This window comes from Rhodococcus sp. PvP016 (assembly GCF_017832185.1).
In the GTDB taxonomy this organism is placed as follows: domain Bacteria; phylum Actinomycetota; class Actinomycetes; order Mycobacteriales; family Mycobacteriaceae; genus Rhodococcoides.
In genome coordinates this window covers 774,880-788,548 of record NZ_JAFIBH010000001.1, presented here as the reverse complement: position 1 = coordinate 788,548, position 13,669 = coordinate 774,880, and the positions used below count along the sequence as shown (strand labels likewise).

Annotated in this window: 14 protein-coding genes; 5 read left to right on the top strand and 9 right to left on the bottom strand. The window is 67.2% G+C overall.

All coding sequences use genetic code 11. The features are described from left to right. Positions 1-414: an SdpI family protein gene (locus tag JOE30_RS03580; protein WP_204869422.1), complete on the bottom strand. Its 414-nt coding sequence runs from the start codon at positions 412-414 to the stop codon at positions 1-3. Between the two features lie 66 nt (positions 415-480). On the opposite strand from JOE30_RS03580, the gene leuS reads away from it, so the two are divergent. Next, complete coding sequence (gene leuS, locus JOE30_RS03575) at positions 481-3,336, top strand: leucine--tRNA ligase (RefSeq protein ID WP_204869421.1); 2,856 nt, start codon at positions 481-483, stop codon at positions 3,334-3,336. A gap of 106 nt (positions 3,337-3,442) precedes the next feature. Here the strand turns inward: leuS and JOE30_RS03570 are convergent, their stop codons facing one another. The 4 genes from JOE30_RS03570 to JOE30_RS03555 form a co-directional block, all read right to left on the bottom strand. Continuing rightward, entirely contained in the window at positions 3,443-4,237 is a 795-nt protein-coding gene (locus JOE30_RS03570) for a DNA/RNA non-specific endonuclease (protein ID WP_204869420.1), read from the bottom strand. A 161-nt stretch (positions 4,238-4,398) separates the two neighbouring features. Beyond that, the gene (locus tag JOE30_RS03565) at positions 4,399-5,904 is read right to left on the bottom strand and encodes a tripartite tricarboxylate transporter permease (RefSeq protein ID WP_204869419.1); all 1,506 of its coding nucleotides are present in this window, start codon (positions 5,902-5,904) and stop codon (positions 4,399-4,401) included. Then, entirely contained in the window at positions 5,904-6,452 is a 549-nt protein-coding gene (locus JOE30_RS03560) for a tripartite tricarboxylate transporter TctB family protein (protein ID WP_204869418.1), read from the bottom strand. The genes JOE30_RS03565 and JOE30_RS03560 overlap by 1 nt, the downstream gene beginning before the upstream one ends. After that, positions 6,449-7,432, bottom strand: a complete 984-nt coding sequence (locus JOE30_RS03555) for a tripartite tricarboxylate transporter substrate binding protein (protein WP_204869417.1) — start codon at positions 7,430-7,432, stop codon at positions 6,449-6,451. The genes JOE30_RS03560 and JOE30_RS03555 overlap by 4 nt, the downstream gene beginning before the upstream one ends. Before the next feature lie 177 nt (positions 7,433-7,609). Between JOE30_RS03555 and JOE30_RS03550 the strand changes: the two genes are divergently transcribed. Next, the gene (locus tag JOE30_RS03550; protein ID WP_204869416.1) at positions 7,610-7,996 is read left to right on the top strand and encodes a universal stress protein; all 387 of its coding nucleotides are present in this window, start codon (positions 7,610-7,612) and stop codon (positions 7,994-7,996) included. A 24-nt stretch (positions 7,997-8,020) separates the two neighbouring features. Here the strand turns inward: JOE30_RS03550 and JOE30_RS03545 are convergent, their stop codons facing one another. Next, the gene (locus JOE30_RS03545; protein WP_204869415.1) at positions 8,021-8,692 is read right to left on the bottom strand and encodes an SDR family oxidoreductase; all 672 of its coding nucleotides are present in this window, start codon (positions 8,690-8,692) and stop codon (positions 8,021-8,023) included. A gap of 9 nt (positions 8,693-8,701) precedes the next feature. Next, a complete protein-coding gene (locus tag JOE30_RS03540; protein ID WP_027505986.1) occupies positions 8,702-9,160 on the bottom strand; it encodes a MarR family winged helix-turn-helix transcriptional regulator in 459 nt (152 codons plus the stop codon). 98 nt (positions 9,161-9,258) lie between these two features. Here JOE30_RS03540 and JOE30_RS03535 point away from each other — a divergent pair, with 98 nt between their 5' ends. The 3 genes from JOE30_RS03535 to JOE30_RS03525 are packed head-to-tail and all read left to right on the top strand — an operon-like array spanning position 9,259 to position 11,224. Then, positions 9,259-9,765, top strand: coding sequence for a VOC family protein (locus JOE30_RS03535; RefSeq protein ID WP_204870744.1), 507 nt, complete (start codon positions 9,259-9,261; stop codon positions 9,763-9,765). 46 nt (positions 9,766-9,811) lie between these two features. Beyond that, entirely contained in the window at positions 9,812-10,411 is a 600-nt protein-coding gene (gene wrbA / locus JOE30_RS03530; RefSeq protein WP_204869414.1) for an NAD(P)H:quinone oxidoreductase, read from the top strand. A gap of 30 nt (positions 10,412-10,441) precedes the next feature. Beyond that, the gene (locus JOE30_RS03525; protein WP_204869413.1) at positions 10,442-11,224 is read left to right on the top strand and encodes a pirin-like bicupin family protein; all 783 of its coding nucleotides are present in this window, start codon (positions 10,442-10,444) and stop codon (positions 11,222-11,224) included. 14 nt (positions 11,225-11,238) lie between these two features. Here the strand turns inward: JOE30_RS03525 and JOE30_RS03520 are convergent, their stop codons facing one another. Together JOE30_RS03520 and JOE30_RS03515 are read right to left on the bottom strand one after the other, a co-directional pair. Further along, positions 11,239-12,669, bottom strand: a complete 1,431-nt coding sequence (locus JOE30_RS03520; RefSeq protein ID WP_204869412.1) for an amino acid permease — start codon at positions 12,667-12,669, stop codon at positions 11,239-11,241. 23 nt (positions 12,670-12,692) lie between these two features. After that, positions 12,693-13,634, bottom strand: coding sequence for a universal stress protein (locus tag JOE30_RS03515; RefSeq protein WP_204869411.1), 942 nt, complete (start codon positions 13,632-13,634; stop codon positions 12,693-12,695). Positions 13,635-13,669: the final 35 nt, after the last annotated feature.

Sequence of the window (13,669 nt, the reverse complement as noted above, 5' to 3'; positions counted from 1 at the left end):
TCAGGACGGCTGGCACGCGTCCTTGAGGCTGCACGAGATGCAGCTGTGGCCGCATCCACCGGTCTCCTCGACCGGCACGGCGGCCGCGGCGCGGGTGCCCATGGCACCGCCGTACGCGGCGGTGACGAGCGCGGCAACTGTGGTCAGCACAGCGGCGACCACGCCGAAGATGCCGCCCGGCGCCAGGGTCGCCACTGCGCCGATCAGCAGGAACACGGCGGCGGCGGCCGTCGTCGGGCCGGCGACTCGGTTGGCGACGGTGAACGTCTCGTCCGAGCGCATGCTCGCTTCCGTTCGGACTCCGGCGACGGAGTTGCGCTTCAAGCGGCCGGTCAGACCGAGGAACGCCACCGCGCCCAGCGCCACGGCGCCGACGAGGAGTACGAGCAGAAGGATCACGGACACGACAATCACGAGCACCACTTTACGGCGTCGTGGCCGGGCGTCCGCGTGCGGATCGTCACGCTTTACGCTGGTCGGGTGAGTGAACACGGCGACACCTCCCCCGACACGACCCCCGGCCACCGCTACACGGCGGATCTGGCGGGTTCCCTCGAGTCGCGCTGGCAGGAGCGGTGGGCCGCCGAGGGGACGTTCGACGCACCCAATCCGGTGGGCGAGCTCAGCACCGGCGCTCCGGTTCCGACCGACAAATTGTTCGTGCAGGACATGTTCCCGTACCCGTCCGGCAGTGGTCTGCACGTCGGCCACCCGCTCGGTTACATCGCGACGGACGTGTTCGCCCGCTACCACCGCATGCAGGGCCGCAACGTGCTGCACACGCTGGGTTACGACGCCTTCGGCCTGCCCGCCGAGCAGTACGCGGTGCAGACGGGCACGCACCCGCGCACCACCACCGAGGCGAACATCGCCAACATGCGCCGGCAGCTCGGGCGGCTGGGACTCGGTCACGACACCCGCCGCTCACTCGCCACGACGGACGTCGACTTCTACCACTGGACGCAGTGGATCTTCCTGCAGATCTTCGATTCCTGGTACGACACCGAGGCCGGTAAGGCACGACGGATCGCCGAGCTCGAGGAGGAGTTCGCCTCCGGTGCTCGGACCCTGGACGACGGGCGTGCGTGGGCCGATCTCTCGGTCTCCGAGCGTCGCGACGTCATCGACGGTCATCGTCTGGTCTACCAGTCCAACTCGCTGGTCAACTGGTGCCCCGGTCTGGGCACCGTGCTGGCCAACGAGGAGGTCACCGCCGACGGTCGCAGCGACCGCGGCAACTTCCCGGTGTTCCGGAAGAACCTGCGCCAGTGGATGATGCGGATCACGGCGTACTCGGATCGGTTGATCGACGACCTGGATCTGCTGGACTGGCCGGACAAGGTCAAGACGATGCAGCGCAACTGGATCGGGCGCTCCCGCGGCGCCGAGGTGACGTTCGTCGCCGGTCTGCCGCACGGGTCCGGCACTGCCGACATCGACGTGTTCACCACACGGCCCGACACCCTGTTCGGTGCGACCTACGTCGTGCTGGCCCCGGAACACCCGCTGGTCGACGACATCACGGCTGCCGCCTGGCCGGTGGACACGGACGAGCGGTGGACGCACGGTGAGGGAACTCCCGTGCTCGCGGTCGGTGCGTACCGTCGTGCGATCGCAGCCAAGTCGGACCTCGAGCGCCAGGAGAACAAGGAGAAGACCGGTGTGTTCACCGGCGCCTTCGCAGTCAACCCCGTCAACGGCGCGTCGGTGCCGGTCTTCATCGCCGACTACGTGCTGACCGGCTACGGCACCGGTGCCATCATGGCCGTCCCGGGGCACGACCAGCGTGACTGGGAGTTCGCCACCAAGTTCGGACTGCCTGTGGTGCAGGTCATCTCGGGTGGCGCTGTCGACGAGTCCGCATGGACCGGCGACGGCGAGCTGGTCAACTCCGACTTCCTGGACGGCCTCACCGTCGAGGCGGCGAAGGCGCGCGTCATCGAGCACCTCGAGTCCGAGGGCCGCGGCAGGGGCACCATCCAGTACAAGCTGCGTGACTGGCTGTTCGCCCGTCAGCGGTACTGGGGCGAGCCCTTCCCGGTGGTGTACGACGCGGAGGGCAAGGCGCACCCACTGCCGGATTCGGCTCTGCCGGTCGAACTTCCGGAGGTGGAGGACTACGCACCCGTGTCGTTCGACCCCGACGACGCGAACAGCGAGCCGTCTCCCCCGTTGGCGAAGGCGACCGACTGGGTGAGCGTCGAGCTCGACCTGGGCGACGGGCTGCAGACGTACACGCGCGACACCAATGTCATGCCGCAGTGGGCCGGTAGCTCGTGGTACCAGCTGCGCTACATCGATCCCACCAATTCCGAGCAGATGTGCGCTCCGGAGAACGAGGCGTACTGGATGGGACCGCGCCCGGACGTTCACGGCGAGAACGACCCCGGCGGCCTCGACCTCTACGTCGGCGGCGTGGAACACGCTGTGCTGCACCTGCTGTACGCGCGGTTCTGGCACAAGGTGCTGTTCGACCTGGGCCACGTCAGCTCGAAGGAGCCGTACCGCCGCCTGTACAACCAGGGCTACATCCAGGCGTACGCGTTCACCGACGCGCGCGGCGTCTACGTCGCGGCCGACGAGGTGGAGGAGCGCGACGGCGGGTACTTCCACGACGGGCAGCCCGTCACTCGTGAGTACGGAAAGATGGGCAAGTCTCTGAAGAACTCCGTCTCTCCCGACGAGATCTTCACCGAGTACGGCGCGGACACCCTGCGCATGTACGAGATGTCGATGGGTCCGTTGGACACGTCCCGGCCGTGGGCGACCAAGGACGTGGTCGGTGCGCACCGCTTCCTGCAGCGCGTCTGGCGTCTGGTGGTCGACGAGGAGACCGGCGCCGTCCGGACCACCGATGCCACGCCGACCGATGCCACGCTGAAGGCTCTCAACCGGACCGTCGAGGGTGTCGATGCGGATTACGCTGCGCTGCGGGACAACACGGCGGGCGCGAAGCTCATCGAGTACACCAACCACCTCACGAAGGAGTACCCGCAGGGTGCGCCGCGGGACGCCGTCGAGCCGTTGGTGCTGATGTTGGCTCCGCTCGCACCGCACATCGCCGAGGAACTGTGGAACATGTTGGGCCACACCGAGTCGCTGGCTCACGGTCCCTTCCCCACGGTCGACGAGAAGTGGCTCGTGGACGACACGGTGGACTACCCGATCCAGGTCAACGGCAAGGTGCGCAGTCGCATCACGGTAGCGGCCGACGCGTCCCGCGAGGACGTGCAGGCGACGGCACTGGCCGACGAGAAGATCGTGGCCCTCCTTGACGGCAAGGATCCGAAGAAGGTCATCGTCGTGCCGGGCAGAATGGTGAACATCGTTCTCTAGCTCGGGAAAGTCCCCACCCCCTCCCCGCGAGTACGCCGACAGTGTCGTGATTCTGCTGGTCGCCACGACAGTATGGACGTACTCGCGGGGAGGGGCGGGGCAGAACTCACCACACCAGGTCGTCGGCGCCCTCGAGTTCGCGCCATTCGACGGGCCGGACGCCGGGAACCAGCGCGAGGCGATCCGCCGCCGTCAGCTCGGCCATCGCCAGGCCCGTCGCAGCGGCGATGTCGGCGACGGGCACCTGGTACGTGCGGTACGCCCCGAGCGGTGGGATGTCGCGGGCCAGGGCGCCGCGTTCGAGAATGGGTGCCAGCGACTCCGACTGGTCGAGCACGTAACCGGTCGCCGCGAGTACGTCGTCCTGCCACCAGGCCGCGATCTTGAAGAACCGGCGCGGTATCGCCACGCCGCGGTACACCGGATCTTCGTCGGCGAACACGCAGCCGCTGAAGACGGAGATCGTCTGCCCGTATGTCCGCGCATGCTCGAGCACGTAGTCCTCGAGGCCCAACCACAGTTCCTTGGACTGGTTCAGCGTGGCCGTCTGCGGTCCACACACCGTGTAGTGGAACGTGTCCTCGTTGGCCTGTTCGGCGATGTCGCGAGTACCCCACACCGGGTCGCGTCGTCGTACGAGGTGCCCGCGGTCGATGTCGTTGTTCGCGTACAGCTCCGGGCCCGCTTGCGCGGTCGCCGGCAGGCGCGGATCGAGGCGCCAGTCGTCTCCGCGGTCCACCTCCTGCAACGCGCCGCCGTCGATGTTCACCGCGGTCACGGCGGCGAGGCGCCGTTCGGTGTCCATCGACACCGAGAAGTGCGTGTAGGTCAGGACGGTCAGGTCCGGCCGGGTAGGGATCGGCAGCGGGGTGGTGGACAGGAAGTTCTCGTCGTATCCCATGCCGTCATTCAGCCACGGTGGGGTGACACGGGGGTGAACACCCACAAACCCCCCGCGAGTACGTCCGAAGTGTCGTGATCAGCAGCTGGATCACGACACTGTCGACGTACTCGCGGGGGGCGCGGGGGGCGCGGGGGCGTGGAGGGGTGAAGCAGAGTGCTCTAGAAGTCCACCTTCGCCCGCGACCGCACCTTCGTCACGATGGAGATGACGACCGCGATGACCATCAGCGTGTACAGGACGACGGTGATGCCACTGCCGACGAGGACGGAGACGTCCCCTTCGCTGACGGCGAGGGCTCGTCGCAGCGAATCCTCGGCGAGCGGTCCCAGGATCACGGCGATGAGCACCGGCGCCAACGGGATCCCGAAGCGGCGCAGCATGAATCCGATGATGCCGAGTCCGAGCATGGCGATGAGGTCCACGATCGAGGCGCTCACCGCGTAGACGCCCAGCGAGGCGAACACGGTGATGCCGGCGTACAGGTAGTTCTTGGGGATCTTGAGCAGCTGCGCCCACAGCGGAGCGAACGGCAGGTTCAGGATCAGCAGGACGACCATGCCGACGAAGAGGCTGGCGAGCAGTGCCCAGACGACCTCACCGTTGCGCTCGAACAGCAACGGTCCCGGTTGGATGCCGTACTGCTGGAACGCCGCGAGCAGGATCGCTGCCGTTGCCGACGTGGGGAGTCCGAGAGCGAGAAGCGCACCCATCGCGGTGCCGGCGGTGGAGTTGCCGGCAGCTTCCGGTCCGGCGACACCGCGGATCGCGCCCTTGCCGAACATCGGGTTCTTGCTGCGTCGGTCCAACCGGCGCTCGGTGCCGTAGGCCAGGAAGCTCGGCACCTCGGCGCCGCCGGCGGGGATGACGCCGAAGGGAACTCCGAATGCGGTGCCGCGCAACCATGCGGGCATCGCTTCGCGGAACTCTGCCTTGCTCAGGAAGGGCCGCCCCTTCGACGGGATGAGCGTGGTGTCGTCGGGCTTGCCGATCTTCGAGGCGATGAAGATGACCTCACCGAGGGCGAGCATCGCGACCGTGATGACCACCACGGAGATGCCGTCGAACAGTGCCGGTACCTCGAAGGTGAATCGCGATGCGCCGGAGGGTCCGTCGATGCCGATGACGGCGAGTGTCAGGCCGATCAGCAGTGCGCTCAGACCCTTGAGGACGGAGTCGGACACCACCGCGGACGTCGCGATGAACGCGAACACCGCCAGGGCGAAGTACTCTGCCGGGCCGAAGTTCGTGGCCAGGTCGGCGAGCGTCGGGGCGAAGAACACCACGAGGGTGGTGGCGATGATGCCGCCGATGAAGGCGCCGATGGCGGAGGTGGCCAAAGCTTGTGGGGCGCGGCCGTTCTTCGCCATGCGGTGCCCCTCGAACGTCCCCGCGATGGCCGTGCTGTTTCCGGGGGTGTTCATGAGGATGCCGGAGATCGAGTCACCGAACAGGCCACCGAAGTAGACGCCGGCGAACATGATGAGCGCCGAGGTGGGCTCGAGGGTGAACGTCACGGGTAGGAGCAGCGCAACGGCCATGGCCGATCCGAGGCCGGGAAGGACACCCACCGCGGTGCCGAGCAGGGCGCCGACGACGACCCACACGATGTTCATGGGCGTCAGCGCGGTGCCGAAGCCGTCGAGGAGATTGGAGAGTGCGTCCATCAGAACACCGCCGCGAGGATGCCGCCGGGCAGCGTGAGCCCGAGTCCACCGGAGAAGACCAGCTGGACGACGGACGACATGACGAGCGCCACACCGGCGTCGAAGACGTACCGGGTGCCGCCGAGTCCGATCGAGACGCCCCAGAACAGCAGCGCACCGGCGAGAACCCATCCCAGCGGATTCAGCAGGGCGATGAACAGGGCGATCGAGCCGACGGTGATGCCGACGGAGCGCCAGTTGGACACGGTCCCGGTGTTGGGCTCGCCGGCCTCGTCGACGCCGAGGTCGACCTCGTCCGGAGTGCGCAGCAGTTGAACCGCGACGAGCACGGCGATGACGAAGCACAGTCCCGCGATGATGGCCGGGAAGACCTGTGGGCCGGGCGATGTCGCAGTGTCCGGCACGTCCATGGTGACGGTGCCGTAGATCAGGAACAGGCCGAGGGCGACGAGGAGCCCCGACACCACCAGTCCGCTCCGGCCGTGGAGGAAACCACGATCGGTATCGGGCGGCGACTCCACCCGCGTGGTCGAAACACTCTCACTCATACCAGGCCCAACTCTCGGAGGATGTCGGTGATGCGGGTCTGTTCGACCTCGAGGAAGTCACCGAAGTCGTCCCCGGTGACGAAGGACGGCTTCCATCGGTTGCGCTCGATGGCGGTGTCCCACTGTTCGGTCTCCTGCATCTCGGTGACGATCTCGATCAGCGTCTGCCTGTCGGTGTCCGAGATGCCGGGAGGTGCGACGAATCCGCGCCAGTTGACCAGGTCGACGTCGTACCCGAGTTCCTTGAACGTCGGGGTGTCGATCCCCTCGACGGGCTCGGGTGCCGCCACCGCGAGGGCGCGGACGTTCCCCGATTCGATCTGGTCGCGGAAGTCGTTGTATCCGCTGACGGCGATGCCGACGGTGTTGGACAACAGCGAGGTCAGCACCTCACCACCGCCCGAGAACGCGATGTAGTTGATCGCTGCCGGATCGATGTCGACCTGCTGTGCCAGTTGGCCGGAGACGATGTGGTCGATGCCGCCGAGCGAACCGCCGCCGATGGGGAGACCGCCGGGGTTGGCTCGCCATGCGGCGATGAAGTCCTCGAGGTTCTGGTACGGCGAGTCTCGCGGTACGACGAAGACCTCGAAGTCCTCGGCCATCTTGGCGATGGGCACGGTGTCCTGCAGGGTGATGTCGGAATCGTTGATCGCGATACCACCGAGCATGACCGTGCCGGTCACCATGACCGTGGTCGACTGGCCCGTGAGATTCTCGAGCTGACTGAGCCCGATGGTTCCGCCGGCACCGGGCACGTTCACCACCTGCGCGTTGTTCACGATGCCGTCGGAACGGAGTGCTTGCTGCGACTCACGTGCCACCAGGTCCCATCCACCTCCCGCGGCGGCGGGAGCGATCAGGGTCAACTTGGCGCGGGCGTCGGATCCGCTGGCGCTGCCGGCCGCGTCGATGCCGGCGACAGCGACGACGGCGACGACGGCGAGCGTGCCGAGCGCGCGCTTGGCTGTGATCTTCATGGGCACGACAACTCAGGAGTGGTTTCGGTCACATCAGGAGGCTAGGTTCTGGATGTCCGAATAGTCCAGGGAATCCGAGTTGTGGCCATAGTGTGCACGGACGAATACCGCGAAACGTACGTCACCGCGACGGAATCTCGGTGAACCTGGAGTCTCCCCGATGCGAAAGGCACCGTCATGACCGTTGCAGTAGCGATGAATTCGACACCCGAAGGCCGTGAGGCGCTCGTACAGGGACAGGCGGAGGCGACGCTGAGGGGAACCGATCTCGTCGTCCTGTCGGTGATCGACGCCGATTCGGTCACCAGCGCCCACCGCGACGCAGCCGAGGCACAGGCACGTCAGGTGCTGGGAGAGAACTCGTTCACGGTGCGCGTCGAACCCGACGGCGGAGATCCGGCGGGGGCTCTGGTCGATCTGGTCTCGGATGTCGGTGCCACGCTGGTGATCATCGGATCACGTCGCCGCAGCGCGGTCGGGAAGTTCCTGACCGGCAGCACGGTTCAGCGTGTGCTGCTCGACAGCCCGGTCCCCGTGCTCGTGGTCAAGGCGAAGGAGCACTGAGTCACGCGCTCCCCTGATCCTCGGTCACCGTGTGCGCAGGACGATCTCGGTGGGATGAGCATCGGCGGGGGTGTCCACGGCCTGGCGGACGGCGCGGGCGACGGTCTCGACGGTGAGGTACTTCGAGGCGTCGTACTCCTCGCCCTCGCCCGCGACGATCGCGCGTTGCATGTCGGTGTCGATCCGCCCGGGGTGGACGGACGTCACGCGCAGGGTCGGCTCCTCGAGGCGCAGTGCGTCACCGAAGGCCCGCAGCGCGAACTTGCTCGCGGCGTAGGCACTCCATCCCGGGTTGGCCCTGATGCCGGCGCCCGAGTTGATCAACACGACGTGGCCGCCGGCTGCTCGGAGCGCGGGCAGCAGGAGGCGGGTGAGCTCGGCCACCGCGAAGACGTTGGCCTCGAACGTGTGTCGCCAGTCCGCGAGAGTCAGCGTCTCCACCGTGCCGAGATCGGCGACGCCCGCGTTGTGTACCAGGACGTCGAGGCTCGTGATGTTCGCGGCGGCCGCAGCGAGAGCGTCCGCATCGGTGAGGTCGACGGGCCACGGCCGTGCGCTGATCAGTTCGTCGGAGATGCCCGCGACGGAGTCGGCCGTCGATCCCCCGACCCAGACGTCGTGATCGGCGGACAACAGGCGAGCGATGCCCGCTCCCAGTCCGCGGGCGGCTCCGGTGACGAGTGCTGTGCGTGGCATACAGCGAGGCTATCCGGCGCCCTTCTGGATGTGCGTCCGCATGTCGGAGTAGGCCCTCGCGAAGGTCGCGACGTCGTCGTCGGTGAGGACGTCGAACATCGACGCCCGGACGGCTCCCACGTGGCCGGGGCTCGACGCCGCGAGCTTGTCCATACCGGCGTCGGTGAGTTCCGCGAGCATCCCCCGACGGTCGTCCTCGCACTCGACGCGGACGACCCAGCCGGCGTCGACGAGTCGGGTGATCGCTCGGGTGACGCCGCTTCGCGTGGTGGTCACCGCATCGGCCAGGTCGCGCATCCGCATCTGTCGGCCGGGTGCCTCCGAGAGCACGACGAGCAGCTCGAAGTCGGTGAAGGAGATCCCGGAATCGCGCGTGAGCTGCCGGTCGAGCGTCTGCATGAGCAGACGCGTCGCGTCGAGGTACGAGCGCCAGGCGCGCTGCTCGTCCTCGGTCAGCCACTGAGTCATGACACGAGTCTACCCAAGTAGTTGACAGCGCAATCATGTGCGGTACTGTCGCAGTAGTTGACAACGCAACGATTCGATCGAAGGCGGAGACGATGAGCATGACAGCCGAAGAGCAGCAGCGGTCGGACGAGTTCGAAGCCCGACGTGACCGTCTGCGCGGCCTGCACCTGCAGCCTGCGGAGTCTCGCCCGACGTCCTCGGCGCGCGGACTGCACCACACCGCCCTGATCAGCAGCGACGTCGAGCAGACCATCCTGTTCTACCAGGGTGTGCTCGAGTTCCCGCTCACCGAACTCATCGAGAACAGGGACTACCCCGGCTCGTCGCACTTCTTCTTCGACATCGGGAACAGCAACCTGCTCGCCTTCTTCGACTTCCCGGGTCTCGACGTCGGTCCGTACGGAGAAGTTCTCGGCGGACTGCATCATGTGGCCATCAGTGTGGAACCCGAGCGCTGGGAGCACCTGCGGACCAAGCTCACGGATGCGGGCGTCGAACTGACGGAGCACAGCGGCGTCTCGATCTACTTCCGCGATCCCGACGGTGCTCGCCTCGAACTGATCGCCGATCCTCTCGGCGAGATGTACGGCCACCACGTTCTCTGAGTCCGAATCTCACCCGAACCATCCGTTCTCTCGAAAGGTCTCGACCATGACGAAGCTCGCGATTCTCTACTACTCCTCCACCGGCCACGGAACGACGATGGCCGCCGAACTCGAGAAGGCCGCTCAGGCAGCCGGCGCCGAGGTGCGCGTGCGGCACATCGCCGAGACCCGCGACCCGGCCACCTTCGCCGAGAACCCGGCCTGGACGGCCAACTACGAGGCCACCAAGGACCTGCCGGCCGCTACCGGTGACGACATCGTGTGGGCCGACGGCGTCATCTTCGGCTCGCCGACCCGCTTCGGCAGCGTGGCCTCGCCGTTCCAGACCTTCTTCGACTCGCTCGGTGGCCTGTGGGCGCAGGGCAAGCTTGCCGACAAGGCCTATGCCGCGTTCACCTCGAGCCAGACCGCGCACGGTGGCCAGGAGACGACCATCGTCAACCTGTACACCTCGCTCATGCACTTCGGCGGCATCCTCGTTCCCCCCGGCTACACCGACGGACTGAAGTTCGTCGACGGCAACCCCTACGGTGTCGGCCACGTCACCGGACCCGACAACCAGAACGAGCTCGACGACGCGACCCGCGCCGCCCTCGGGCATCTCGCGACCCGCGTCGTCACCATCGCGGGCAAGCTCGCCCAGTAGTCTCACTTTCCATCCCGAGAAGGGACCCCCATGACGACCTCCACCGCACCCGCACTCGACGTCCGTCGCGCCGACGACCGGCCTGCCACGAACATCGGCTGGCTCGACTCGCACCATTCGTTCTCCTTCGGACATCACTACGATCCCGACAACACCCACCACGGGGTGCTGATGGTGAACAACGACGACATCGTGGACGCGGGTACCGGTTTCGACACGCACCCGCACCGAGACATGGAGATCGTCACGTGGGTCCTGCAGGGATCGCTCGTGCACCAGGACTCCATCGGGCACAACGGGCTCATCTACCCGGGCCTCGCGCAACGGATGAGCGCCGGCACCGGAATCCTGCACTCGGAGAAGAACGACTCGTGGCGTCTCGCGTCGACGGAGAACCCGTCGCAGAAGCATCAGGATCCGGTGCACTTCGTGCAGATGTGGGTCGTGCCCGACGAGGCCGGGATCACCCCCGGGTACGAGCAGCTCGAGATCGACGACGAACTGCTCTCGGGCGGGCTGGTTCCGGTCGCGTCGGGAATGGACGCCTACAAGGACCATTCGGCGATCCGCATCAAGAACAAGTACGCCGCGATGCACGTCGCACGGTTGCGTTCCGACACCCCGGCTCAGGACCTCCCGGATGCACCGTTCCTGCACGTCTTCGTCGCCCGCGGTGAGGCCTCGCTCGAGGGCGTGGGCCTGCTGCGCGAGGGTGACGCGGTCCGCATCAAGGGCGGTGGCGGACAGACACTGTCGACGACGTCCGCAGCCGAGGTCATCGTCTGGGAGATGCACGCCACCATCGGTCGCTGACCGTCACGGTTCGATCAGCCCTGGAGCCTGTTCGGCTCCAGGGCTGATCGCCGTCGTGAGTAGGTGAAGTAGAGCACCGACGTGGCCGCCAGCCAGACCGCGAAGAGGATCCACGTCTGGATGTGCAGGGTGCTGATGAGGTACAGGCACGCGCAGATCGACAGGATCGGGAGCACCGGGTACAGCGGAACCTTGAAGCCGCGCTCGATGTTCGGCTCGCGTCGGCGCAGGATGATCACTCCGGCGGAGACGACGATGAAGGCCACGAGCGTGCCCATCGACACCAGGTCTGCCAGGAAGTCCAGCGGCAGGAAACCCGCGAGCAGGGACACGAAGAACGCCACGATGATCGTGTTCTTCACCGGTGCGAGGCTGCGAGGACTGACCTGCGAGAACACTGCGGGGATCAGACCGTCGCGGCTCATCGCGAACAGGATTCGCGTCTGCCCGTAGAGGGTGACCAGCGTGACCGAGAAGATCGAGACGACGGCGCCCGCCGACAGCACGATCGACGGCCAGCTCGATCCCGTCACGTACTGCAGGATCTCGGCGAGACCGGCCTCCTGGCCCTCGAACTCGGTGTACTTCTGCGCGCCGATAGCCGACATCGTCACCAACAGGTAGATCAGCGTGACCACCACCAGCGCGCTGATGAGCGCGATGGGCAGCGTGCGCTTGGGGTTGTGCACCTCCTCGCCGGCCGTCGACACCGCGTCGAGTCCGATGAACGAGAAGAAGATCAGGCCGGACGCCGCGCCGACACCGGCGACTCCGAACGGGGCGAACGGCTCCAGATTCTCGAGACTGAATCCGGTGAAACCGACGATGGCGAACATCGCGAGGATGCCGATCTTGATGACGACCATGACGGCGTTCGCACGAGCGGACTCGCTCGTTCCGCGGATCAGCAACACGGCGCACAGCGCGACGAGCACGATGGCGGGCAGGTTGACGCCGAAGCCGGCGCCGTCCCCGGGTGCATGCGACAGCACATCCGGAATGCGTAGTCCGACAGTACGATCGAGCAGGTCGTTCAGATACTGGGACCACAGCACCGACACCGCGGCCGTCGACACGCCGTACTCGAGGATGAGGCAGGCGCCGACGAGGATCGCGACGAATTCGCCGATGGTGGTGTACGTGTAGGTGTAGGTCGACCCGGAGGCCGGGATCGACGACGCCAGCTCGGCGTAGCAGAGCGCCGTCAGGCCGGCCGTGACGGCGGCGATGACGAACGAGAAGATGACCGCGGGCCCCGCGACCGGGACGGCGGACGAGAAGATGAAGAAGATGCCGGTGCCCACGGTCGAGCCGACGCCGATGCACGTCAGCTGGAACGTGGTGATCGACCGCTTCAGGCGACCTTCGCCCGTCGCCTCCAGCGCCGCGATGTCGCTGATCGACTTGCGTCGCAGCAGTCCCGAACTGTTGCTCGGATCGCTCATGTTTCCTCCACTATCGGCGTGGTTCACCGAGCAAATCGGCTTCCACGGGGAACGACCAGAATCGGAACAGGGCTGTGTCGCACGATCTTCGACGCGGTGGAGCCGAGGAACACGCGAGCGAGGGGTCCGAGGCGGGACGAACCGAGCACCAGCAGGTCCTCGGGCCCCAGCTCGACCGAGTCCACCACGTGCTGCCAGTCCCCGCCGGAGCCCACCGCGCAAGTCGGGGACAGGGCCGGGTAGGCGGACGTGACGTCCGACGCCGCGGAGTGCAGCATCCCGGTGGCCTGCTCGCGCCACTGCGACGTCACCAGATCCTCCGCGTCGTAGCCGCCGAAGGGGGGAAACGTCGTCGAGCGTCGCGGTGCGAACGCCACCAGGCGCAGCGCGATGTTCCAGCGCACCGCGAGAGCCGCCGCGGAGTAGAGCGCATCGGTGGCCTCCGGGGTCCCGGTGTAGGCGCAGGAGATGCGGGAGACGGCGGCGGTGTGGCGGCGTGCGCCGCGCGGCGCCAGTGCCAGCGGGACAGCGGACGAGTGCAGCAACGTCTCGCTCGTGCTCCCGGGCGTGAAGCGATCGTCGGGACCGTCGGAGCTCCCCAGCACGACCAGGTCGGCATGGTGAGTGGCCGCCGCCGCGGTGAGTGCGGCCGACTCGGCGGCGTTCTCGGCGAAGAAGGCGGAGGGAGATCCCAGATCGGCCGGTGTGAGCAGGTCCGCCATCGCCGCGTCGGCCCGAGCTGCGGCATCGGTGCCGCGCTCCTCGAGCCAGCGCCGGTACTCCGCATCCACGTGCGCCATCGACGGGAAGGGCCACGTCCGCGGCAGTACGGTGCACGCGCGGACCGTCATCGCGCCGCCCGCGGCCCGAGCGGTGGTCGCCATGCGGGCGGCGAGACCCAGAGCATCGTGACCGAAATCGTCCGGCAGCCACCCGACCAGCGCGGACATCGACGCGGTCGACACACCCACCACCCCCGACCAGTTGCCCCGGCACGTTC

Excerpts from the sequence above, each read along its gene's own strand:
- JOE30_RS03570 (WP_204869420.1), bottom strand. The coding sequence starts at position 4,237 with ATGGGATACGACGAGAACTTCCTGTCCACCACCCCGCTGCCGATCCCT.
- JOE30_RS03565 (WP_204869419.1), bottom strand. The coding sequence starts at position 5,904 with ATGGACGCACTCTCCAATCTCCTCGACGGCTTCGGCACCGCGCTGACG.
- JOE30_RS03545 (WP_204869415.1), bottom strand. The coding sequence starts at position 8,692 with ATGCCACGCACAGCACTCGTCACCGGAGCCGCCCGCGGACTGGGAGCG.
- JOE30_RS03560 (WP_204869418.1), bottom strand. The coding sequence starts at position 6,452 with ATGAGTGAGAGTGTTTCGACCACGCGGGTGGAGTCGCCGCCCGATACC.
- wrbA (WP_204869414.1), top strand. The coding sequence starts at position 9,812 with ATGACGAAGCTCGCGATTCTCTACTACTCCTCCACCGGCCACGGAACG.
- JOE30_RS03520 (WP_204869412.1), bottom strand. The coding sequence starts at position 12,669 with ATGAGCGATCCGAGCAACAGTTCGGGACTGCTGCGACGCAAGTCGATC.
- JOE30_RS03525 (WP_204869413.1), top strand. The coding sequence starts at position 10,442 with ATGACGACCTCCACCGCACCCGCACTCGACGTCCGTCGCGCCGACGAC.
- JOE30_RS03540 (WP_027505986.1), bottom strand. The coding sequence starts at position 9,160 with ATGACTCAGTGGCTGACCGAGGACGAGCAGCGCGCCTGGCGCTCGTAC.
- JOE30_RS03555 (WP_204869417.1), bottom strand. The coding sequence starts at position 7,432 with ATGAAGATCACAGCCAAGCGCGCGCTCGGCACGCTCGCCGTCGTCGCC.
- JOE30_RS03550 (WP_204869416.1), top strand. The coding sequence starts at position 7,610 with ATGACCGTTGCAGTAGCGATGAATTCGACACCCGAAGGCCGTGAGGCG.
- JOE30_RS03535 (WP_204870744.1), top strand. The coding sequence starts at position 9,259 with ATGACAGCCGAAGAGCAGCAGCGGTCGGACGAGTTCGAAGCCCGACGT.